Raw genomic sequence first — 22,106 nt, forward strand, 5'->3', positions numbered from 1 at the left:
CTAGGCATGCACCAGCGTGCCTTCGTCCTCGCCCATCACGACACGTTTGAACGCGCCATTCTTGAGAATCGAGAACACCTTGATCGGCAGCTTCTGGTCACGGCACAGCGCAAAGGCCGTGGCGTCCATGATGCCGAGATTTTGCGCAATCGCCTCGTCGAAAGTCAGCGAGACGTAGCGCGTTGCATTGGGGTTGGTCTTGGGATCGGCGGAATAGACGCCGTCGACCTTGGTCGCCTTGAGCACCAGCTCGGCGCCGATTTCGGCACCGCGCAGCGCAGCGGCCGTGTCGGTGGTGAAGAACGGGTTGCCCGTGCCGGCCGCGAACACCACGACCTTGCCCTCTTCGAGGTACTGCAGGGCCTTGGGGCGCACATAGGGCTCGACCACCTGCTCGATGGCAATGGCGGACATCACGCGGGCCACCAGGCCCTGCTTGTCCATGGCGTCGGCGAGCGCCAGCGCGTTCATCACGGTGGCCAGCATGCCCATGTAGTCGGCCGTGGCGCGGTCCATGCCGACCGAGCCGCCTGCGACACCGCGAAAGATGTTGCCGCCGCCGATGACCACGGCCACCTCGACGCCCATGTTCACCACTTCCGCGATTTCCTCGACCATGCGGACGATGGTGGCGCGGTTGATGCCGAAGGCGTCATCGCCCATCAATGCCTCTCCCGACAGCTTCAACAAGATTCGCTTGTGGGCTGGGCGGGCATCAGACATGGGCATTTTCCTTGAGTTGGCGGGGGCGAGTGTAAAACGTAGCGGTGAAAAAGCGGCGGCACGCGTTCGCGCACCGCCGCTTTTGTGGCTGCTGGCTCAGGCAGCAGCCTTGGCGGCAGCAACTTGCGCAGCCACTTCGGCAGCGAAGTCGTCGACCTTCTTTTCGATGCCTTCGCCGACCACGTACAGGGTGAAACCCTTGATCGAGGTGTCGGCGGCCTTGAGCATCTGCTCGACGGTCTGCTTGTCGTTCTTCACGAACGGCTGGTTGTGCAGCGAGACTTCCTTGAGGTACTTCTGCACGCCGCCTTCGATGCGCTTGGCAACGATGTCGTCGGGCTGGGGCTTCTTGCCTTCAGCTTCGGCAACCTTGCGGTCTTCGGCAGCCTTGCCGGCAGCCACGGCGCGCTCTTTTTCGATCAGCTCGACAGGCACGTCCGACGCCTGGATGGCGACCGGCTTCATGGCGGCGATGTGCATTGCGACATCCTTGGCCGACGCGTCGTCGCCTTCGAACTCGACCATCACGCCGATGCGCGTACCGTGCAGGTACGAAGCCAGCTTGCCGTTGCCCGTGAAGTGCTTGAAGCGGCGGAAGCTCATGTTCTCGCCGATCTTGCCGATCAGGCCCTTGCGCACGTCTTCGAGCGTGGGGCCGAAGCCGTCTTGCGCGTAAGCCAGCGCGCCCAGCGCAGCGATGTCAGCGGGGTTGTGCTTGGCGACCAGCATCGCGGCAGCATTGGCCAGGGCCAGGAAGCTGTCGTTCTTGGTGACGAAGTCGGTTTCGCAGTTGATCTCGATCATGCCGCCGACAGCGCCGTCGACATAAGCCGTGACCACGCCTTCGGCGGTGATGCGGCCCGATGCCTTGCCAGCCTTGTTGCCGAGCTTGATGCGCAGCAGCTCTTCGGCCTTTTCCATGTTGCCGTCGGCCTCGGTCAGGGCCTTCTTGCATTCCATCATCGGCGCGTCGGTCTTTGCGCGCAGTTCGCCGACCATGCTTGCGGTGATTGCAGCCATTGTTGTATCTCCGTAAATCCAAAAATCAGGTTAAAAAAAAGGGGCACCAAAGCCCCTTCTTCAGGCTCGCGAGCGCGCCAATCAGGCCGAAGCGCTTTCTTCGACTTCAACGAATTCGTCGCTGCCACCTTCGGCGATGGCCTTGACCACATCACCGCCGGCGCTGTTGCGGCCTTCGATGATCGCGTCGGCGATACCACGGGCGTACAGCATCACAGCCTTCGACGAGTCGTCGTTGCCGGGGATCACGTAGTCGATGCCTTCGGGCGAGTGGTTGGAGTCAACCACGCCGATCAGCGGAATGCCGAGCTTCTTGGCTTCAGCCACGGCGATCTTGTGGAAGCCCACGTCGATCACGAAGATCGCGTCCGGCAGCGCAGCCATGTCCTGGATGCCGCCGATGTCCTTTTCGAGCTTCGCGATTTCGCGCGAGAACGTCAGCTGTTCTTTCTTGCTCAGGCTGTCGAGGCCGGCTTCTTGCTGGGCCTTCATGTCCTTCAGACGCTTGATCGAGGTCTTGACGGTCTTGAAGTTGGTCAGCATGCCGCCGAGCCAGCGGGTGTCGACGAAAGGCACGCCGGCGCGACGGGCCTCAGCCGCCACGATTTCACGGGCCTGACGCTTCGTGCCGACCATCAGGATCGTGCCGCGGTTGGCGGTGAGTTGCTTGGCGTACTTCATCGCGTCCTGGAACATCGGGAGCGACTTTTCCAGGTTGATGATGTGGATCTTGTTGCGGTGACCGAAGATGAACGGAGCCATCTTGGGGTTCCAGAAGCGGGTTTGGTGACCAAAGTGGACACCGGCTTCCAGCATTTCGCGCATGGTGGTAGACATTGAAATTACTCCAAAGGTTGGGTCTAAAATCCAGCCCGTTTTGCGCTCCTTCTGAATGGAGTCACAACACCTTGATTGGGCCGGTTTGCGGATGTGTTTGACTGGATGCAACGGGAGCCGTCGCTCGACCAGCGAAACCCAAAGAGTATAGCACGGCCGACACCCCTCTTTCCTGAACCCGAGCCGTCCACGCGGCAGCAGCAGCCACCCATGAACGACCTTCACGCCACCCGTCTTTCCCTTCTGGCAGGCGGCTCCTCCGATGCGCGCACCGAAATGGAGCGCGCCATCGACATCTCCGGTTCCCCGGCCTGCGCCCACGTTTTCACCCGCACCATGTTCGACGAGGCTCGCCAGGCGGCCGCCGCGTCCGCACCCGAAAGCAGGCTCGCCGGGCTGGCCTTCACATCGAAGGATCTGTTCGACGTCGCCGGCCAGCCAACGCCCGCCGGCTCGATGGTGTTGTCCCACGCCCCGGCCGCCAAGGCCGATGCCCTCGCGGTCGCGCGGCTGCGCGCGGCGGGCGGCGTGCTGACCGGCCGCACCAACATGAGCGAATTTGCGTTCTCGGGCGTCGGCGTCAACCCGCACTACGGCACGCCAGCCAACGTGAGTGACCTCGCCACGCCGCGCATCCCGGGCGGCTCGTCGTCCGGGGCGGCGATTTCGGTTGCCAGCGGAGCAGCCTTCATCGGCCTGGGCTCCGACACCGGTGGCTCGATCCGCATTCCGGCGGCGCTGAACGGCATCGTCGGCTTCAAGAACACGGCCCGGCTGACCCCTGCCGACGGCGCGCTGCCGCTGTCGACCACACTCGACACGGTCTGCGCCATGACGCGCTCGGTGCGCGACGCCATCACCGCGCACGAAATCCTGGCCGCACGGCGCGTGACCGCCGGCTCGGCCTCGCTGAGCGCCTACCGGCTGGCCATCGTGAAGAACGTGTTCTTCGACGGCATCGAGCCCACCGTGGCCACCGCCTTCGAACGCTCGCTGAAAGCGCTGCGCGCCGCAGGCGCCCGCATCGAAGAGATCGAGTTGCCCGAACTGGCCGACCTGCCGGCCATCAACGCCACCGGCGGCTTCTCTGCGGCCGAGTCCCACGCCTGGCACCGCTTGTTGCTGGAACGCAGCGGCGCCGGCTACGACCCGCGCGTGGCCCAGCGCATCCTGCGCGGCGCCGGCATGAAGGCGCACGAATACATCGACCTGATCCACGCCCGCCGCGACTGGATCGCCCGCGTCGAAAAAGCGCTGTCGCCTTTCGACGCCGTGCTGTCGCCCACGGTGCCGATCACCGCCCCCTCCATCGCAAGCGTGGCCCCGGGCGCCGAGCGCGATGAAGAATTTTTCCGCATCAACGCGCTGTTGCTGCGCAATCCGTCGATCATCAACATGCTCGACGGCTGCGCCATCTCGCTGCCCTGCCACGCCGCCGGCGAATTGCCGGTCGGCCTGATGCTGTGGCATGCCGCGCTGCGCGACGACGCCGTGCTCGCGATTGCGCTGCAGGCCGAGCGCACGCTGCAAAATCAATAGCTGCATTCGCCCACTCCACGGGCGACAGCTGCCTCTTTTATCTAGAACACTCAATGAAAATCGCGATCGTGGGCGCCGGCATCATCGGCGTCACCACCGCCTGGGAACTGGTTTCCGACGGCCATGAAGTGACCGTTTTCGAGCGCCGCGGCGCCGCCGCAGAAGAAGCCAGCTTCGCCAATGCCGGCGTGGTCGCACCCGGATACGTCACGCCATGGGCCGCACCCGGCATGCGCGGCAAGGTACTGCGCTCGTTGCTCTCCTCGCATGGCGCGATCAAGCTGCGCTGGCCGCTGAATTCGCGCGACATCGGCTGGATGTCGCGCTGGCAAAAAGCCTGCAAGCTCGAAACCTACCTGGCCAACCGCGCCCGCATGCAGCGCCTGGCTTTCTACAGCCGCACCCGGCTGCACGAAGTGACCGAGGCGCGCGAACTCAGCTACGAGCGCAGCGACGGCTACCTGGTGCTGCTGCGCTCCAAGCGCGAGAAAAAGCTGATCCAGCCCGGGCTCGACGTGCTGCGCGCTGCCGGCAGCGTGTTCAAGGAAGTCGATGCCGACGAAGCCCGGCTGATCGAGCCCGCCCTCAACGCCGACACGCCGCTGGCCGGCGCCATCCACCTGCCGGAAGACGAAGTGGCGAACTGCCGCCAGTTCGCGCTGCTTCTCAAGTGGGAGGCCGAGGCGCTGGGTGCGCAGTTTCATTTCAACTGCGACATTGCGCCGCTGAGCCGCGCGGCGCCCACTTCGCTGGCGCTGGCGAGCGGCTCGGACGCCCTTCGTTTCGACGCCATCGTGGTGTGCGCCGGCCTCGCTTCGGCCACGCTGCTGCGCCCGCTGGGCCTGCGCATTCCGATGGCGCCAATCTACGGCCACTCCGTCAGCGCACCCATTCGCGAACCGCTCAATGCGCCGCGCAGCGCGGTCATGGACGAGCGCTACAAGGTCGCGATTTCACGCTTGGGCCAACGCGTGCGCGTGGCCGGTAGTGCCGAAATCGGCGGCTCGCTCGACACCATGAATCCCGCCGCCGTACAGACGCTCTACAAGGTGCTGCACGACTGGTTTCCGGGTGCGGCCACACTGCAATCGGGCGTGCAGCAGTGGAAAGGCGCACGACCCATGCTGCCGGATGGCCCGCCAGTGCTGGGCGCCAGCGGCATTCCGGGTGTGTGGCTCAACCTCGGCCACGGTTCGAGCGGCTGGGCCCTGTCTTGCGGCAGCGCGCGCGTGCTGGGCGATCTGATCGGCGGACAAGACCCGGGAGTCGATCTCGAAGGCCTGGGCGTCGAACGGCTCAGTCTCTAGGGTCCCACCGGCGCAGCATCTCGGGGCTGGCCGGTGCTTCGGCTGGCAGCTCGGGTTCCGCTGGCGGCCTGAGCCTCTGGGCGAGCAACCCCAGCAGCGCAGGCACGATCCACACGAAAAACACCAGGCACAACGCACAGCCAGCCATCACCAGCCAGCGCATGACGGCGCCCCCGTCGAGCGGCACTTCTAGCCATCGAATGACGCTGACACCGTAGCCAGCTCCCGCCGCCCAGGCCAGGTCGCGCAACGGCAGCCAACGCCGGAACTCCGCGAGCACGAACGTGCCCCACACGATGCCCAGCAGGCCAGCAGCCCAACCCAGCCCGAGCGTCCATGCCAACACCGCGATCACGAAGACCGCGATCCCCACGAGCAGCAGGACCAACACCCAGCCAAGGCTTTTGAGCTTCATCTTTCGATGATAGAGAGGTGACGCGCTGATAACGCCGCCGCTGCCCCGGCGGCACAATGGATCGATGCAACGCATCACGCCCGCCACCGTCGCCGATCTGTTCGACATTGCAGCCACGCGGCGCATCGAACATGCTGCGGCAACCGCCCTGCCCGCTCATATGCTGATGCAGCGCGCGGGCCTCGCGGTAGCACGGCTCGCCACGGCCATCGCGCCGCATGCGCGCACGATCTGGGTGGCCTGCGGGCCGGGCAACAACGGCGGCGATGGCTTTGAAGCGGCTGCGCAGTTGCGGCACAGGGGCTTTTTTCCGGTCGTGACTTTCGCGGGCGACGAGGCCCGCCTGCCGCCGGACGCAAAGGCCTCGCTGCAGCGTGCACGCGATGCGGGCGTGCTCTTTGCGCCGAACCCGCCCGAGGCGTACGAACTGGCCATCGATGCGCTGCTCGGCATCGGCGCTTCCCGCGCCCCCGAAGGCACGATCGCCGAGTGGCTGCGACGGATGCATGCGACAGCGCAACCAGTGTTGAGCGTCGATGTGCCGTCCGGATTGAACGCAGACACCGGCGTTCTTTCGCTGAACGTCGAATCACCCTCGGACGCAGCAGCGCTTCGGACCTGCCTCACTTTCCTCACCCTGAAGCCGGGCCTCTTCACCGCCCAAGGACGCGATGCAGCGGGCACCGTCTGGTTCGACGACCTGGGGCACGGCGCCCTCACAGACCGGTCCATCGCGCGCCTTGCCGGCTCACCCCAAACTCAATCACGCACGCATGCGTCGCACAAAGGCAGCTATGGCGATGTCGCCGTGATCGGAGGCGCGCCCGGCATGGCCGGCGCCGCACTGCTGGCCGGCTCCGCGGCGCTGCACGCCGGCGCGGGCCGCGTGTTCGTCGGGCTGCTCGACCCGAGCGCCGCTGCGGTCGACACGTCGCAACCCGAATTGATGCTGCGCGAGGCCCATGCGCTGGACCTGTCGGACATGACAGCGGTCTGCGGCTGTGGCGGCGGAACGGCGGTGCGTGAATTGCTGCCGCGCGTGCTGGCAACGGCTGCGGCCTTGGTGCTCGATGCCGACGCGCTCAATGCCATTGCCGCTGATAGCGCCTTGCAAACGCAACTGGCATCGCGAGGAAAGCGTGGGCGAGCCACCGTGATCACGCCGCATCCACTGGAAGCGGCACGCCTGCTGGGCGGCACGGTCGGTGATGTCCAGGCCGACAGGCTGGCCGCCGCCCGCGAACTCGCCTCACGCTTCAGCGTTGTGGTGGTCCTGAAAGGCTCCGGCACCGTGATTGCCGACACGGGCGATGCGCCCGCAGTCATCAACCTGACCGGCAATGCCCGGCTCGCAACCGCTGGCACCGGCGACGTGCTGGCGGGCATGATCGGCGCCGCACTGGCAGCCCATCAGCCAGCCTTCGAGGCAGCACAAGAAGCCGTCTGGCAACACGGCCACATCGCAGACACCTGGCCCGCCGATGCAGCCCCGCTGACGGCGGGCACGCTGGCCCGCCGCGCGCCCGTCTGAGCCTGCTTTAGCCGCGTCCGACGAACGGCATCTTCGTCGCCATGATGGTGTGGAACAGCACGTTGGCTTCCAACGGCAGGTTCGCCATGTAGAGCACCGACTGGCCGACGATCTTGACGTCGATCAGCGGTTCGATCGCGAGTTCGCCATTGGCTTGCGGCACGCCCTTGGCCATGCGCGAAGCCAGCTCGGTCATGGCATTGCCCACGTCGACCTGCCCCACGGCGATGTCGTACTTGCGACCGTCGAGCGACGCCGTCTTGGTCAGGCCCTCGACCGCATGCTTGGTCGATGTATAGGCCGCCGAATTCGGGCGCGGCGTGGTGGCCGAGATGGAGCCGTTGTTGATGATGCGGCCGCCCCGCGGCGTTTGCGCCTTCATCGTGCGGAACGCCTGCTGGATGCAGAAGAACATGCCGCTCAGGTTGATGTCGACCACGCCCTTCCATTGCTCGGGCGTCCAGTCCTCGAACGGACCCGGCGGGTTGCCCACGCCGGCGTTGTTGAACAGCAGGTCGACACGACCGAAGCGCTCCACGGTAGCGGCGAACAAAGCCTGCACCGACTCGGCATTCGCCACGTCGGTAGGCACAGCGAAGGCACGCGCACCAGCGCCCGACTCCTCGGCCACCTGCTCCAGCGGCTCCAGACGGCGGCCGGCCAGGGTCACGCTCCAGCCGTCGCCCAGCAACGCCAATGCCGCCGCGCGGCCGATGCCCGAACCCGCGCCCGTGACGATCGCGATGCGGCCCTTGTTGTTCTCAACGCTCATGCTCAATGTCTCCTTCTCGCTTGTCTGTCGTGTGTGAGGTGATGCTTGCTTGTCATCCGCGACGGGGCTTGCGCCCCTTCATCTTGTTGGCGGCCTTCTTGACTGCCGACTTGAAGGCCTGCATGGCTGACTGCGGCCCGGCGGCAACTGTGGCCGCGCCGCGGTCAGATCGCTGCTCGCTGCTCGCTTCGGCCTTGTGACGCGAACTGCGCTTGGCCGATGCCTTGACCGGCACGCCGCCCGAGGTCGCACCCTTGTCCTTCATGGCACGCGCCGTCAGGTCTTCGCCTTCTCGCACGAGGCGGAAGTCGATCTTGCGACCGTCCAGGTCGACGCGGCCCACCTGCACCCGCACGCGCGTGCCAATGGCATAGCGGATGCCGGTGCGTTCGCCGCGCAGCTCCTGGCGCATCTCGTCGAACTTGAAGTACTCGCCACCGAGTTCGGTGATGTGCACCAGGCCCTCGACATACATCGCGTCGAGCGTGACGAAGATGCCGAAGGTCGTGGCCGCGGTGACCACGCCGCCGTATTCCTCGCCCAGGTGCTCTCGCATGTACTTGCACTTGAGCCAGGCCTCGACGTCGCGGCTGGCTTCGTCGGCACGGCGCTCGTTGGCGCTGCAATGCAGGCCCGCGGCCTCCCATGCCAGCACTTCCTTGGTGGGCGCGATCGTCGCCTTTTGCGGCTTGGTCGTTGGCGCCTTCACGCGCGAAGCCAGGCGCTTGGCCAGTTTGGCATGCGCCTCGCCCGGCGTCGGCAGCATCGGCAACTGGTAGCGCGTCTTGTTGAGAATCGCCTTGATCACGCGGTGCACCAGCAGGTCGGGGTAGCGCCGGATCGGGCTGGTGAAATGCGTGTACGCCTCGTAGGCCAGGCCGAAGTGGCCGCTGTTGAACGGCGTGTAGATCGCCTGCTGCATCGAGCGCAGCAGCATGGTGTGGATCTGCTGCGAGTCGGGGCGCTCCTTGGTGGCTTCGGCAATCGCCTGGAACTCGCCGGGCTTGGGATCGTCGGTGATGCTCAAGCCCACGCCCATGGCCTTGAGGTAGCCACGCAGGATTTCTTTCTTCTCTGGCGTCGGGCCTTCGTGCACACGGAACAGGCCCGGATGCTTGCTCTCGGCGATGAAATCGGCACTGCAGACGTTGGCCGCGAGCATCGCTTCTTCGATGAGTCGGTGCGCTTCGTTGCGCGTGCGCGGCACGATCTTCTCGATGCGGCCGGCGTCGTCGCAGATGATCTGCGTTTCGGTGGTCTCGAAGTCGACCGCACCACGTTTTCCGCGCTGCTTGAGCAGCGCCTTGTAGACGTCGGCGAGGTTCAGCAGGTCCTTCACGCGGTCCTTGCGCTTGGCAGCTTCAGGTCCGCGCGTGTTGCCGAGAATCGCGGCCACTTCGGTGTATGTGAAGCGCGCGTGGCTGAACATCACGGCGGGATAGAACTGGTAGGCGTAGACCTCGCCGTCGGCCGCGACCAGCATGTCGCACACCATGCACAGGCGTTCGACCTCGGGGTTGAGCGAACACAGGCCGTTCGACAGCTTCTCGGGCAGCATCGGAATGACGCGGCGCGGAAAGTAGACGCTGGTGGCGCGGTCATAGGCGTCGATGTCGATGCCCGAGCCCGTCTGCACATAGGCACTGACGTCGGCAATCGCAACCAGCAGGCGCCAGCCTTTGCCACGGCCCACCTTCGCGGGCTCGCAGTACACGGCGTCGTCGAAGTCGCGCGCGTCTTCGCCGTCGATGGTGACGAGCGGAATGTCGGTCAGGTCGACGCGCCCCTTCTTGTCGGCGGGACGGACCTTCTCGGGGAGTGCCTTGGCCTCGGCCAGGCATTCCGCTGAAAACTCATGCGGCACGCCGTACTTGCGCACGGCGATCTCGATTTCCATGCCGGGGTCGTCGATCTCGCCCAGCACTTCTTTCACGCGGCCCACGGGTTGGCCGAACAGGGCCGGCGGTTCGGTGAGTTGCACCACGACGACTTGCCCCACTTTCGCGGGACCGGTCGCGCCCTTGGGAATCAGGACATCCTGGCCGTAGCGCTTGTCCTCGGGTGCGACGAGCCAGATACCGCCTTCATGCAACAGGCGGCCGATGATCGGCTGCTCGGGACGCTCGACGATCTCGACCACGCGCCCCTCGGGACGACCGCGCCGGTCCTGTCGCACGACACGTGCCTTGACGCGATCCTTGTGAAGCACTGCACGCATCTCGTTCGGGGGCAGATAGATGTCTGCCTCGCCGTCGTCGCGTTGCACGAAGCCGTGCCCATCGCGATGTCCTTGGACAGTGCCTTCGAATTCATCCAGCAAGCCGCTGGAAGTGACATTATTTTTGATATGATCTCCTTCTTTCCTGAAATTCAAAACATACCTGCTTCTGCAGTTATGTGGGCCCAGATGGCGGAATTGGTAGACGCACTAGTTTCAGGTACTAGCGAGTAACATCGTGGAGGTTCGAGTCCTCTTCTGGGCACCAAGTTTAAACAGACCTTTACCAGGTCATTCGATTCAAGCCACCGGTCTCCGGTGGCTTTTTTCATGGTCGTTTGAATCCGCATCAAGCGACCGACGCGATCAAGCCGCGCACTTCGGCACGACACGTGCGCGCACGAGCAAATTCACCAAATTTCGACGCACTGCCAAAACGGCTGCGCCAAAATATGTATAATCGAAGACTTTGCTGAAAAGCAGAAATAGCCCAGATGGCGGAATTGGTAGACGCACTAGTTTCAGGTACTAGCGAGTAACATCGTGGAGGTTCGAGTCCTCTTCTGGGCACCAGATTCAAACAGACCCTTACCAGGTCATTCGATTCAAGCCACCGGCCTCCGGTGGCTTTTTTCTTGTCCGCTTGAATCAGAAACATCAAACGGGCAGCGCGATCAGATCATGACCCTCGGCGCCAACGATGCGCGCGCGAGTGAACTCACCGACCTTCAGCGTCTTGCTGATCTTCTCGGGCGGCAGCAGGCGAACCGTGCCGTCGATCTCCGGCGCATCGGCATATGTGCGCCCCACTCCACCCTTGCGGCCCATGCCGGGCGCTGAATCGACCAGCACCTGCATCGTCGAGCCGATTCGCTTTCGCAGCTTGGCAATCGACACGGCCTCGGCGACTTCCATGAATCGGGCCCGACGCGCTTCGCGCTCGGCTTCGGGCAGCATGCCCGGGATGTCGTTGGCGGTGGCACCCTCTACCGGGCTGTAGGCAAAGCAACCAGCACGGTCGATCTGCGCTTCGCGGATGAAGTCGAGCAGATGCTCGAACTCCTGCTCCGTCTCGCCAGGGAAACCGGCGATGAAAGTGCTGCGAATCACAAGCTCCGGGCACACCTCGCGCCAACGCGCCAGGCGCTCTAGATTTTTCTCGCCGCTGGCCGGACGCTTCATGCGCTTGAGCACATCGGGGTGGCTGTGCTGCAACGGCACGTCGAGGTACGGCAGCACCTGGCCGCTCGCCATCAGCGGGATGATTTCGTCGACGCTCGGGTACGGGTACACGTAGTGCAAACGAACCCAGGCGCCATAGGGCTCGGCGATTTCACCGAGCGTACGCACCAGCTCGAGCATGCGGGTCTTGACCGGCTTGCCGTCCCAGAACCCGGTGCGGTACTTCACGTCGACGCCATAGGCCGAGGTGTCCTGGCTGATCACCAGCAGTTCTTTCACGCCGCCTTCGAATAGCGCCTTGGCTTCGCCGAGCACATCGCCGACCGGCCGTGACACGAGGTCACCACGCATCGAGGGAATGATGCAGAAAGTGCAGCGGTGGTTGCAGCCTTCGCTGATCTTCAAATACGCATAGTGGCGCGGCGTCAGCTTGAGGCCGGCGATGCCAAAGGCGTTCGGCACCAGGTCGATGAACGGGTCGTGCGGCTTGGGCAGGTTCGCATGCACTGCGTCCATGACTTCTTGCGTCGCATGCGGACCGGTCACGGCCAGCACGCTCGGGTGCATCTGGCGCACCAGATTGCCGCCCTGGTCGCCAGTCTTGGCACCCAGGCAGCCGGTGACGATCACACGGCCGTTCTCGGCCAGCGCTTCGCCGATGGTGTCCAGACTCTCCTTCACCGCATCATCGATGAAGCCGCAGGTGTTGACGATCACCAGATCGGCACCTTCGAAGGTCTTGGAGGTCTCGTAGCCCTCGGCACTCAGCCGGGTCAGGATCAGTTCGGAATCGGTCAGGGCCTTGGGGCAACCCAGGCTCACAAAGCCGACCTTGGGGGCGGTCGGCTTGATCGTACGTTCGGGGGAGGCAACTTCGCTCATATGCCTCTATTGTCCCAGCTATCGGTGACAGCGGGGCATTCAGGGACGCTTGATGCCAAAGGCCCCCAATACCTGCTCGGTGTTTTTCTGCATCTGCTCCTGCATCTGCAGGAAGACATTCTTGGATTGCTCGACGTAGTTGCCCATCAACCCCTGGAGCATCGGCGACTGCATGGTCATGAACTTCGACCACATCTCCGGGGTCAGGCCTTCTGCCTTGTCGGCAAGCTGGGCCTGCACCTCGGTCATTGCCTGGATATTTTTCTCGAGGTAGGGACCCATGTAGCCCTGCATCGCCTGCCCGTAGAAACGGATGATGTGGGCCAGCACCGGCTCGGTGAACATCGGCGCGCCACCCGCCTCCTCTTCGAGAATGATCTGCAGCAGGATGGTGCGCGTGAGGTCGTCGCCGGTCTTGGCATCACGCACCACGAATTGAGCATTCTGGATCACCAGCTGCTTGACCTCGGTCAACGTGATGTACGTGGATGTCTCGGTGTCGTAGAGCCTTCGGTTGGGGTACTTCTTGATCACACGTTGCACCGGCTTGACCCCGGACTTCTTGCTCTGCACTTCGAACTCCTTCACATGGATGCCCATGTCATCGGATGATTCTAGGGAGCGGTTTTGCTGCACCGCGACAAGGTTTACCCTGACCGCACCCCGCACTATTGCTCAGTCCGGTGATGTCGCGTACTCGGCACCGCATGCGTGGCAGGCAGCCGACTCAGGACGCTCTTCAATTGCATCGCGAAAACGCAGAGGGGTTTTCTGCCCATAGACCACCCAGCAGCGCGGGCAGTGCTCCTGACCCAATGTCGGAAGGTAGGCACGGGCGCGCTGCTCGGCGCGCTCCTCGGTCAGCGGCATGCCCTGTCGCTCGGCGCGAGCCACCTCGCGTGCAGCCATCGTGTCGGTTCGACCGCTTGCATGGTCGTTGATGCCATAAACGGCGCGCGCAAACTCGATGGGAGCCTGCCTGAGCAGTGCCGCCATGCGCTTGTCGGCATGCGCCCGATCAACCAGCGTCGATCGCGTATTCATCGAATCGCTTATCAAGAAAATTGGAGAGGATTTGCAGAACGACCAAGGTAGCACAACAACATGGCTAAGGTCTTTTGCTGCGTCATCACAAGGGACGATTTGAACACCGGGGAACCCGGTGAAAGCTCTGTTCAACGGGTCCGGTGGTTGGCCGGGGTTGAACAGAAATTGGTAGGCGCGATTGGACTCGAACCAACGACCCCCACCATGTCAAGGTGGTGCTCTAACCAGCTGAGCTACGCGCCTAAGGATGTGTCCGAGAAGCAGTTATTGTAGCAGGAGAAAACGCGCTTTTTAGCGACGACGTGCAGATCGCACACCAATCACTGCAGTGACCACGCCAAGCACCTGCGTGAGCCGCGCTGCATCGGCGATTTCCACGGTGAATGTCATCCATGCCGTGCCCTTGATCGATTGCGTCTGCACGCCGATCACGTTCATCTTTTCTCGTGCGAACACATCGGAGATATCTCGCAGCAGGCCCTGGCGGTCTGCGGCTTCCACAGACACATCCACCGCATAGACCGGCACTTCAGCGCCCTTCTTTGCAGTGCCCCATTCAACATCAATCACACGCTCGCCATCTCGCGTGGCCATCGTGTGGAAGTTGCTGCAATCGGCGCGGTGAACGCTGACGCCATGGCCCCTGGTGACGAAGCCGCGAATGGCATCGGGCGGCGCGGGCTTGCAGCACTTGGCGAGTTGCGTCATCAATGAAGACACGCCCACCACCAGCACGCCGCCCTTGCCGGACTTCTCGCTGCCGCGCGCCTTCTTGATAAGCACGCCATCGTCGGGCCCTGGCACAGGCTCCGGCGGACGCAACAACGTCTCGATGTTGCGCAGTGAAAACTCGTCCTTGCCAACGACTTCGAACAGATGGTCCGCAGACTTGAAGCCAAGCTGCGAAGCCAGGTCTTCGAGCCGCATGGCCGTCTTGCCTTCGCGCTGCAACAGCTTCTCGACCGCCTCGCGTCCGCGCGCCACGGTCTCGTGCGTGATCTGCGCGTTGAACCATGCGCGCACCTTGGCGCGTGCGCGATGGCTGGCCAGATAGCCAAGCTCCGCATTGAGCCAGTCGCGCGACGGCCCGCCTTCCTTGGCCGCAATGATCTCGACCGTCTGCCCGTTCGACAGCGGCGTATTGAGCGGCACCATCGCGCCATCGACACGCGCACCACGGCAGCGATGGCCCAGCGTGGTGTGCACCGTGTAGGCAAAGTCGACCGGCGTCGCGCCCTGCGGCAATTCGACGATCGCCGCGTCCGGCGTCAACACATAGATGCGGTCGTCGAACAGGCCCTGCCCTTGCAGGCCGCCCGACAGATCCCGCTCCCACGCCAGCAGTTGCCGCAGCACCGCGATCTTGGCGTCGTACTCGCCGCTCGCCCACACGCCCGCATAGCCCTTGTGCCCTGCTTCCTTGTAGGCCCAGTGCGCGGCCACGCCATGCTCCGCGTGGTCGTGCATTTCCTCCGTGCGGATCTGGATCTCGATGGGCTTGCCCGGCTTGCCGTCGACCAGCTCCCGCACCACGGTGTGCAGCGACTGGTAGCCGTTCGGCTTGGGCCGGGCGATGTAGTCGTCGAACTCCTCGTCGATGGGTTGAAAGTGCGAATGCACCCAGGCCAGCGCCGCATAGCAATCCTTGACGTCGGACACCACCACGCGCAGCGCGAGGATGTCGAACACCTGCGCGAAGTCGAGCGACTTGCCGCGCATCTTCTTGACGATGCTGTAGATGTTCTTCGGGCGTCCCTGCACCACAGCATGCACGCCCTCGGCCTGCAATTCGTGCTCGAGCTGCGAGCGCAGTTGCTCGACATGGCCTTCGCGCTCGATGCGCTTCTCGTCGAGCAGCCGCGCAATCAGCTTGTAGGTTTCAGGTTCGAGAAAGCGGAAGGAAAGATCCTCGATCTCCCACTTCACCTGCCAGATGCCCAACCGATTGGCGAGCGGCGCAAACACCTGCAGCGATTCGCGCGCCACGCTCTCGGGCGCGGGCTGCTTGCTGGCGGCGGCATGCCGCAAGGTCTGCAGCCGCGAAGCCAGCCGCAGCATCACCACGCGCAGGTCGCGCGAGAACGCAAGCAGCATCTTGCGCACGTTCTCTGTCTGCGCGCCGGCGCCTTCCAGGTGATTGCCCTGCGAGGCCGAACGGGCCTGCTCCTGCACGCGAACCAGCTTGGTGGTCTCGACCGCAAGCGCCGCGAAGTTGTCGCCGAACACCTTGGCGATCACCTCCTGCGGACGATTCAGGTGCTGGCAGGAATAGACCAGGTAGCTCGCAGCCTGCATGGCCTCGGAGCCGCCCATCTTCGCAACGATGGCGGCCACTGCATCCGCATGCGCGAGCGTGTTCTCGCCGGTGTCCAGCTTCTCATCGGCAATCAGCGGCTCGGCGAACGCCCGGGCACGCGCGAGCATGTTCTCGATCACAGGCGTGCGGTCGGCCGTTGCAGCGGACAACGGATAGTCGACCATGGCCATGTCGGACATGGGTGCCGTCTGGAGACTCGAAGACTCGCGCTTCACGCTTCACTCACTCAATCGAACAGGAAATCGGTGACGGCAGCGATCTGTGCAGGATCGATCAGGGTCGGCGCATGGCCAATGCCATCGAACTCGACCAGCTTTGCATGCGGGCCGCGCTGCGTCATGGCCAAAGCCGTTTCACGCGACAGCAGATCCGAGACGGCGCCACGCAGCAGCAATGTGCGCGCATCGATGGCGTCGTACAGGCTCCACATGATCGCGCCGCCCTGCGCCGCGGCTTCGGGGGTGATGGCACGCAGTGCAACGCCGATGGCCGGGTCGTAGTGAAGCACCCACGATCCGGAATCCTTGTCGTCGTCGCCCGCATCGACCTTGGCCGCACCATCCGCCGTGCGTTGCGAGGCAGGCACCACCATGTGCTGCGACAGCGACAGCCATTGAGCAGGCGTGTGCGGGCCGAAGGTGGTCGACAGCGCCCACATTGCATCCGCAGCCGCCTGCACGCTGGCGAAGCGACCGCTCTGCCCCACATAGGCACCGATGCGTTGCACGGCGGCAGGCTCGATCGTCGGGCCGACATCGTTCGCGATGAAACGCCGTATCGGCCGCGCCAACAGCAATTCCTTGTGGCCCGCCAGCACGAAGCCGATCAGTCCACCCATGCTGGTGCCGAGGTAGTCGAGCGTGTCGATCGCCTGCTCGCGCTGCAGTTGCGCAATCAGCGCGACCATGTCGGCCGCATACACCGGCACTTGATAGAAGGCCGGATCGCGCAGCCAGTCGCTGCGGCCGCGCCCCACCACGTCGGGGCAGACAACGCGCACATCGCCACCGGCGCGCGCCACGATGGCCTGGGCCAGCGCGTCGAAGTCGCGCCCCTGGCGCGTCAACCCGTGCACGCAGATCACGACACGCGCACTGCGTGCGTCGCCCCATTGCCAATAGGCCATGCGATGGCCGCCCTGGGCGTCGTCGCACGCCACGTAATGAAGCGTCGGTTCGGTCATGAAAACAGTGGGGTCCTGGTGCGGATAATGGGTTCGTCGCATCCTACTTCAACCGGACTTTCATCCTCACTGCGACCGCCCAGAAACCCCAGCCTCACCACCGACCAACGGGCCCAGCACAGGCATCCGCTCACGCTTGCTAACCCTCCGAACGTTGACATAGTCGAAAACGGTTGAGCGCCCCATCCCGAACAGCTCTGCCAGCTCCATGATGGTGAACCCATCAGCCCGAAGCCTACGCAGCTCCTCGACCTGCGCATCGTCAAGCTTCCGAGAACTCCCGCCCCATCTGACCCCGCGCTGATAGGCAGACACCTGCCCAGCAAGAACGCGCTGGCGTATGAGCGACCGCTCCAACTGCGCCACGGCTCCAAGAATCTGAAGCATGAAAACACCGAGCGGGTTTGTCGTGTCGATTGGCTCTGTCAACGACTTGAAGCCGCAGCCGCTCAGCTTCAATTGATCCAACAGATCCAGCAGATCCTTCAGCCCACGAGAAAGCCGATCCAACTTCCAGACGACCAGAACGTCGCCCCGGGACATGCTGGACAAAGCCCGCCGAAGCTCAGGCCGAGGGCCGACCGAACTACCCTTTTCGGAAAACACCCGCTCTACCCCCGCGGCGCGCAAAGCATCCATTTGCAAATGCGTTTCTTGTTCACTGGTGGACACACGCGCATACCCTACAAGCATCTAAAACCCCTCGTGCAGATTGCCAAAAGATGAACGTATTTGACCGGTCATAGGCAACAGCTAACACGCTGACGCACATCAGCCTCAAGACGCAGCCAACTAAAACAACCACACAAAAGTAAGCAGTTGTAGACTGCAGCAAAGGAGAAGGCGATGCGACAAACCGAGCTCGACAGAATGCTTGCCCAAATCTGGCTCGCAGAAATAGCGGCAGGCATCATCGGTCTACTGATCATGCTGTACCTGCTCTACCTCGTAATCCGGTGGGGCGTGCGCGACGGAATGCGCGATGCACAACAGGGCCTGCGCTCTAACCGCGAACCAGCACGCAACAAGCCGAACATCAGCGCACAACTCCCCGACATGCGCGCAGACTGAAGACACCGGAAACGAAATTCGATCTCATCGAAGCAATACCACCGCCGCACCGCATCCCTAAACAAGCCTAGCCGCCCGGCTGAAACGACCACTTCGAACCGGCCGGCACGCGAGGCTTGGAGTCCGCAGCCGGAGCGACAGCAACCGTCGTAGACGTCCCAGATGAACTGCCGCCGCCATCGATCAAAACGATGCCAGGAGGCGCAGGAAGAGCAGTTTCCGGACCTACAGCAGGCTTTGACGCCGCATCCGATACCTTGCGGTCCCCCTCGGGCAAGAACGCGAGAAACGTCCCATGCGCAACCAACTGCTGACACATCGCCAGATCGACCGGATACGGCGTGGCGTCCTGGGTATAGCACTTGCAGCCGATGGACTTCATCTGAACGCACGCGGCGGGCACGGGAACGCGCTTGGGTTCCGTAAGCTTGTCGTAGGCCGGCGCCGTGTGCATCACCGAGGGAATGCGCGGTTGATAGTCGGCGATGTATTCCCCCGCCGTGCGGATGCGCCCCTGCGCGGTGGCCTGCCCCGATCCAGCCGCGGCTGACGACGACGCCGCAGCTTGCGCGTCCTTCGGCGCAGTGGACTTGCGCAGAAACTGGAAGGTCAAGTAGATGCAGACCGGAATCAGAACCAGCGCAGCGAGGAAGACCCAGACCTGACGCGGAATCTTGAGCTTCGCGGTATGCAGTTCAGCGGACTTGTACCAACCGAAAACGTCCTTGGGCAGCGCCTTCATGGAGACGGTGCCAGCCTTTCCCGCACCGGGTTTCTCCGGCCGGTCGCACACAGCAAGGTAATCGACGTGGCTGATCAGCGAAGAACCGAAATTGCGCTTGAGGTGCCGGTGCCAGCCCGGACTGGCGATGATCTTGCGGATGAACGGATCGATGTTGCCGGGGTGCTGTGTGAGCAGGAAGAAATCGAAGCCGCGCTTGCGATGCTCGCCAAGCATCTTGACATGCTCGGGGACCTTGGAGCCAGAGCTGCGATCGGGGAAGTCGTTGTGGCACTCATCGAAAAAGAAGATCGCCCCATCAGGCACGTCTTGCCACTTATCGGCATCGATCTTGATCCAGCCGAATTCCTTTTGCTTCTCCTCAGTCAGATCGAAGCGACCATTCCAATACACAGGGCGGTTGTCCTTGACCTGCATATCGCGGACCGCCTTGAGCGTGAAAGCGGTCTTACCGGTACCGTTAGCGCCCGTGGTGAGGTAAATAAAACCAAGCTTCGGCGCGAGCAGCAGCGGACGCCAGAATGACCAGAGGAACGCGCTCATTTCTTCACCCACGACTTGATCGAACCACCAGCAGCGGCCTGCATGCCCTTTCGTGCCATGCGGGACACGAGCGCACCGAACAGCATCGAGACGCACACGCCGACCTTCATCAAGCCCAGCACCTGGACAGACACCGCAGGCAAGCCCTGCAACGCGGAAAGCATCTGAGACTTGAACGCACTGATGCCCACGTTCACGCCCACGGTGGTGACGACACCAATACCGAGCGCGAGCAGAAGCTGGCCGGTGAGCGAGGGCAACATGGCCCGAAAAGCAGTCCAAATGGCAGCAATGATCCACGGCATAGGTCAGTCCCTGAAAACGATGAAGGCGCACGCGATGGCTGTCGCGGCAACAAGAGCGATGCCCAACCACTCCAAGCCCTGACAAGACTTCGAGAGCGCGAGAGACAACGTGAAGGTACGACCACCAACGGTGATCGGAATGTTTTGATCTGCCGGGCAAGCACCACCGCCGAGCGCGTCGGTCATATCGGCACCAGCGCTCAGGTCTTGCGTGAAGTTACCGGGCAGGCTGCCTGTCTGATCGCCTGTCTTGGCGGACTCGACCGCGAACTGCTGCGACACCGGGCCCGTTGTATCGAAGAACTGGCAGTTGCGGGTGTACTGCTCCTGAGCCATCGCATTCAGCACCGCGTCCTCACCCTTTGCTACAAACCCAGCGGCGCAATTCCCGCTAAAGCCAGAGCCCGTACCATCGCCCTGCCCTTGGCACACCTTGTTGCCCTTGTTCTCACTTTTCCCGCAAAAACCCGATTGATCAGACGTCGTGCTGGTCGTCTTGCAGTCAGCGCTTGCGGCACCGGCAACAGTCGTGCAATCGACCTTCGTCACAGTGCAATCCTTGCCAGTGCAATCGGTCTTGGTGTCCGACTTCGTAGTGCTCCCATCCGGATTCTTCGTAGTGGTGCTATCCGTCGACGACTTCGGCACGTCGGAACCGACCGGCGCGCAAATACGAGTGCCGCTCACATCCCCAGCAGCTTGACCTGGCGGGCATGGTGCTGGCGCAGCCTCCCCGGGGGCAGGCTTGACTGGCGGATTCTTATCAGGCGTCGGCGTTGAGCCGGCTGGATCGCTACCACTCCCACCCGTGCCTGTACACGAGGTAGCTCGGTTGCCCGTGTACACAGCATCACCTTGCGACACATACTTACCCGAGCCCTTGGGGTCCTCCCAGCTCAGTTGCTTCCACGCAGTCGCTGTGCACTTGCCACTGCCGATATCGTTCCAGCCGTCGCAGAACGTGAAAGAGTCCTGAGTGCCGTTCCAGTTCCTCGAACCGGCCGCCTTACCAGCAAGTTGTACGCACTCATCAGGCTTGGGAATGCACGAGGTCTTAGTTGGGTCCTCGACGTACCCGACACTGCAAGTACAAGACGTGGTACCGGTACTGTTCGCGGGACACTGCTTCAGCGCGACTGATGAAAAACTGACGCGAACGCCGCTGCGCATCGTCGTGAAGAACGAGCATCCATTGTCTGACGGGTCTCCCGGCACGCTATGACTGGATACCCCCGTGATGCTGTACTGCGCGATGTAGGCCGTCTTTTGCGCCACGCAACCAGCCGTGCGGTCCGCATCCCACCTCGACGCCCCTGGCGTCCCATTCGGATACGTTGGAAACGGCGGAGACCCCCCGGTCAGCCAACCGGCCTGTTGAGGAATCGCTGCAACTGCTGACCCAGCAAACACCAGCAGCAACACCAAGATCAACCGCTGAACATGAGCCATGCTGCCCCCAACAACGCGACGACCACGTACACCCCCAGCTGATCCATTGCGACCCCTTTACGAAGCAGCACCGATGCCGCTTTGGAAAGGGCTCAGGGGCGTCCCCCTGAGCTTCAAAACCGATGCTTAGTGGATGCCCTTGCGAATCCAGCCGAAGGCGGCCACGGCCACCACGACGCCGAGAATGGCCACACCGATCAGACCGACCGGAGTGAGCTGCGCGCCGATGGTGCCGACCGCATCGGTCACATCGACAGCAGCACCAGCAGCGGCGTGCGACAGATTGCCCAGGAGGGCGAGAGGCGAAGCCACGAGGGCGACACGAGCGAACTTGTTCATGAGAAATTCCTTTCAGTTGTTGTCCGACATGGACGTTTGGATTTGGCGTTTGATCAGGCCGAGAGCCCAACCCAACGCCCACACCCCGATCACCGCGACCGAGATTTGGAGGCCACTTTCAAGCGAGAGCTGAAAGGGCGGAATAGACAGCTCATGCACCACCGTGACGGTGCACGCAGCAGAGCAATCGATGACCGTGGGGTCAGCCATGGATCGACGGCACTTGTGAGTGATCGCGAGTGCGTGCGGCTTCGATGCGGTGGCGGCGTTCGACCACCAGCAACGCCAGATCCAGCGCTTTGCTGATGACCGTGGAGAACATGACCCCGGTGGCGACGCCGACCACGATGGCCCACAGCACCAAGCGCGCTAGCTCACCTTCGGGCACCACGCAACCATTGATCAAACAACCGAGCATCAGTTATCCCCTACGCCGTTACCGGCAACGAATTGCGATTGGTGCTCGTCGGTGTCGTCGGCCGTCCCGAGCACGTCGAGGTCCACAATCACCGCTTGGTGGTCCGCATCGGCCCAGTCGTGCACGAGCTGGACGGCGCGTTCCGCGTCATCCACCACACCGCCACCCGCTTGACCGAGGGAACGCACCCATTCCGGCTGACCATCGTCAGCAGACGGTGCGAGGAATTTCCCCGTCGCCAAGCTTTGGACAATGAGCCGCATGGC

At 63.3% G+C, this 22,106-nt stretch carries 23 protein-coding genes and 3 tRNA genes; 6 read left to right on the forward strand and 20 right to left on the reverse strand.

The genetic code is table 11. The annotated features are described in order from the left end of the window. The 3 genes from pyrH to rpsB form a co-directional block, all read right to left on the reverse strand. Complete coding sequence (gene pyrH, locus ACSFB7_RS12485; protein ID WP_435470466.1) at positions 1 to 723, reverse strand: UMP kinase; 723 nt, start codon at positions 721 to 723, stop codon at positions 1 to 3. A 96-nt stretch (positions 724 to 819) separates the two neighbouring features. After that, positions 820 to 1,743, reverse strand: a complete 924-nt coding sequence (gene tsf / locus ACSFB7_RS12490) for a translation elongation factor Ts (protein ID WP_435470468.1) — start codon at positions 1,741 to 1,743, stop codon at positions 820 to 822. An 81-nt stretch (positions 1,744 to 1,824) separates the two neighbouring features. Continuing rightward, positions 1,825 to 2,580 (reverse strand): 30S ribosomal protein S2, encoded by a 756-nt coding sequence (gene rpsB / locus ACSFB7_RS12495; protein ID WP_435471037.1) that lies wholly within the window; start codon positions 2,578 to 2,580, stop codon positions 1,825 to 1,827. Between the two features lie 210 nt (positions 2,581 to 2,790). Between rpsB and ACSFB7_RS12500 the strand changes: the two genes are divergently transcribed. Together ACSFB7_RS12500 and ACSFB7_RS12505 are read left to right on the forward strand one after the other, a co-directional pair. Beyond that, positions 2,791 to 4,119 carry an amidase gene (locus ACSFB7_RS12500; RefSeq protein ID WP_435470470.1) on the forward strand — a complete coding sequence of 443 codons (1,329 nt, stop codon included), beginning with the start codon at positions 2,791 to 2,793 and terminating at the stop codon, positions 4,117 to 4,119. A 53-nt stretch (positions 4,120 to 4,172) separates the two neighbouring features. Beyond that, the gene (locus ACSFB7_RS12505; protein WP_435470472.1) at positions 4,173 to 5,426 is read left to right on the forward strand and encodes a D-amino acid dehydrogenase; all 1,254 of its coding nucleotides are present in this window, start codon (positions 4,173 to 4,175) and stop codon (positions 5,424 to 5,426) included. Here the strand turns inward: ACSFB7_RS12505 and ACSFB7_RS12510 are convergent. Continuing rightward, a complete protein-coding gene (locus ACSFB7_RS12510; RefSeq protein ID WP_435470473.1) occupies positions 5,416 to 5,841 on the reverse strand; it encodes a hypothetical protein in 426 nt (141 codons plus the stop codon). The two genes, ACSFB7_RS12505 and ACSFB7_RS12510, sit on opposite strands and share 11 nt — an antisense overlap. A gap of 64 nt (positions 5,842 to 5,905) precedes the next feature. Here ACSFB7_RS12510 and ACSFB7_RS12515 point away from each other — a divergent pair, with 64 nt between their 5' ends. Further along, a complete protein-coding gene (locus tag ACSFB7_RS12515) occupies positions 5,906 to 7,372 on the forward strand; it encodes an NAD(P)H-hydrate dehydratase (RefSeq protein ID WP_435470475.1) in 1,467 nt (488 codons plus the stop codon). Between the two features lie 7 nt (positions 7,373 to 7,379). Here ACSFB7_RS12515 and ACSFB7_RS12520 read toward each other — a convergent pair whose 3' ends face one another. Further along, positions 7,380 to 8,144, reverse strand: coding sequence for an SDR family oxidoreductase (locus ACSFB7_RS12520; protein WP_435470477.1), 765 nt, complete (start codon positions 8,142 to 8,144; stop codon positions 7,380 to 7,382). A 52-nt stretch (positions 8,145 to 8,196) separates the two neighbouring features. After that, on the reverse strand, positions 8,197 to 10,464 hold the full coding sequence (gene rnr, locus ACSFB7_RS12525; protein WP_435470479.1) for a ribonuclease R: 2,268 nt from the start codon (positions 10,462 to 10,464) through the stop codon (positions 8,197 to 8,199). A gap of 81 nt (positions 10,465 to 10,545) precedes the next feature. Here rnr and ACSFB7_RS12530 point away from each other — a divergent pair. Together ACSFB7_RS12530 and ACSFB7_RS12535 are read left to right on the forward strand one after the other, a co-directional pair. After that, positions 10,546 to 10,630, forward strand: a tRNA-Leu gene (locus tag ACSFB7_RS12530). A 220-nt stretch (positions 10,631 to 10,850) separates the two neighbouring features. Then, positions 10,851 to 10,935, forward strand: a tRNA-Leu gene (locus ACSFB7_RS12535). An 84-nt stretch (positions 10,936 to 11,019) separates the two neighbouring features. Here the strand turns inward: ACSFB7_RS12535 and rimO are convergent. The 7 genes from rimO to ACSFB7_RS12570 all read right to left on the reverse strand — a co-directional run bounded on the left by rimO (position 11,020) and on the right by ACSFB7_RS12570 (position 17,666). Then, the gene (gene rimO, locus ACSFB7_RS12540; RefSeq protein ID WP_435470481.1) at positions 11,020 to 12,426 is read right to left on the reverse strand and encodes a 30S ribosomal protein S12 methylthiotransferase RimO; all 1,407 of its coding nucleotides are present in this window, start codon (positions 12,424 to 12,426) and stop codon (positions 11,020 to 11,022) included. Positions 12,427 to 12,465: 39 nt separating this feature from the next. After that, positions 12,466 to 13,026, reverse strand: a complete 561-nt coding sequence (gene phaR, locus ACSFB7_RS12545; RefSeq protein ID WP_435470483.1) for a polyhydroxyalkanoate synthesis repressor PhaR — start codon at positions 13,024 to 13,026, stop codon at positions 12,466 to 12,468. A 75-nt stretch (positions 13,027 to 13,101) separates the two neighbouring features. Continuing rightward, positions 13,102 to 13,470: a hypothetical protein gene (locus ACSFB7_RS12550; RefSeq protein ID WP_435470485.1), complete on the reverse strand. Its 369-nt coding sequence runs from the start codon at positions 13,468 to 13,470 to the stop codon at positions 13,102 to 13,104. Positions 13,471 to 13,639: 169 nt separating this feature from the next. Beyond that, positions 13,640 to 13,716: transfer RNA gene (locus ACSFB7_RS12555), tRNA-Val, on the reverse strand. A gap of 48 nt (positions 13,717 to 13,764) precedes the next feature. Further along, positions 13,765 to 15,969: a RelA/SpoT family protein gene (locus tag ACSFB7_RS12560; RefSeq protein ID WP_435470487.1), complete on the reverse strand. Its 2,205-nt coding sequence runs from the start codon at positions 15,967 to 15,969 to the stop codon at positions 13,765 to 13,767. Positions 15,970 to 16,016: 47 nt separating this feature from the next. Beyond that, on the reverse strand, positions 16,017 to 17,015 hold the full coding sequence (locus ACSFB7_RS12565) for an alpha/beta fold hydrolase (RefSeq protein ID WP_435470489.1): 999 nt from the start codon (positions 17,013 to 17,015) through the stop codon (positions 16,017 to 16,019). A gap of 24 nt (positions 17,016 to 17,039) precedes the next feature. Continuing rightward, entirely contained in the window at positions 17,040 to 17,666 is a 627-nt protein-coding gene (locus tag ACSFB7_RS12570; RefSeq protein WP_435470491.1) for a recombinase family protein, read from the reverse strand. A gap of 153 nt (positions 17,667 to 17,819) precedes the next feature. Here ACSFB7_RS12570 and ACSFB7_RS12575 point away from each other — a divergent pair, with 153 nt between their 5' ends. Beyond that, complete coding sequence (locus ACSFB7_RS12575; RefSeq protein ID WP_435470493.1) at positions 17,820 to 18,044, forward strand: hypothetical protein; 225 nt, start codon at positions 17,820 to 17,822, stop codon at positions 18,042 to 18,044. A 67-nt stretch (positions 18,045 to 18,111) separates the two neighbouring features. Here the strand turns inward: ACSFB7_RS12575 and ACSFB7_RS12580 are convergent, their stop codons facing one another. The 7 genes from ACSFB7_RS12580 to ACSFB7_RS12610 all read right to left on the reverse strand — a co-directional run bounded on the left by ACSFB7_RS12580 (position 18,112) and on the right by ACSFB7_RS12610 (position 22,103). Beyond that, a complete protein-coding gene (locus ACSFB7_RS12580) occupies positions 18,112 to 19,329 on the reverse strand; it encodes a zonular occludens toxin domain-containing protein (RefSeq protein WP_435470495.1) in 1,218 nt (405 codons plus the stop codon). Then, positions 19,326 to 19,634 (reverse strand): DUF2523 family protein, encoded by a 309-nt coding sequence (locus ACSFB7_RS12585; protein WP_435470497.1) that lies wholly within the window; start codon positions 19,632 to 19,634, stop codon positions 19,326 to 19,328. The genes ACSFB7_RS12580 and ACSFB7_RS12585 overlap by 4 nt, the downstream gene beginning before the upstream one ends. Positions 19,635 to 19,637: 3 nt before the next feature. Then, the gene (locus tag ACSFB7_RS12590) at positions 19,638 to 20,183 is read right to left on the reverse strand and encodes a virulence factor TspB C-terminal domain-related protein (protein ID WP_435470499.1); all 546 of its coding nucleotides are present in this window, start codon (positions 20,181 to 20,183) and stop codon (positions 19,638 to 19,640) included. Between the two features lie 1,026 nt (positions 20,184 to 21,209). Continuing rightward, a complete protein-coding gene (locus tag ACSFB7_RS12595; protein ID WP_435470501.1) occupies positions 21,210 to 21,422 on the reverse strand; it encodes a major capsid protein in 213 nt (70 codons plus the stop codon). Between the two features lie 12 nt (positions 21,423 to 21,434). Then, a complete protein-coding gene (locus ACSFB7_RS12600; RefSeq protein WP_435470503.1) occupies positions 21,435 to 21,632 on the reverse strand; it encodes a hypothetical protein in 198 nt (65 codons plus the stop codon). Further along, positions 21,625 to 21,840, reverse strand: a complete 216-nt coding sequence (locus ACSFB7_RS12605) for a hypothetical protein (RefSeq protein WP_435470505.1) — start codon at positions 21,838 to 21,840, stop codon at positions 21,625 to 21,627. The genes ACSFB7_RS12600 and ACSFB7_RS12605 overlap by 8 nt, the downstream gene beginning before the upstream one ends. Beyond that, positions 21,840 to 22,103, reverse strand: coding sequence for a hypothetical protein (locus tag ACSFB7_RS12610; protein WP_435470507.1), 264 nt, complete (start codon positions 22,101 to 22,103; stop codon positions 21,840 to 21,842). Before ACSFB7_RS12610 ends, ACSFB7_RS12605 begins: the two co-directional genes overlap by 1 nt. Between the last annotated feature and the right edge of the window lie 3 nt (positions 22,104 to 22,106).

Source organism: Variovorax raffinosi, from assembly GCF_051216615.1.
GTDB lineage: Bacteria > Pseudomonadota > Gammaproteobacteria > Burkholderiales > Burkholderiaceae_C > Variovorax.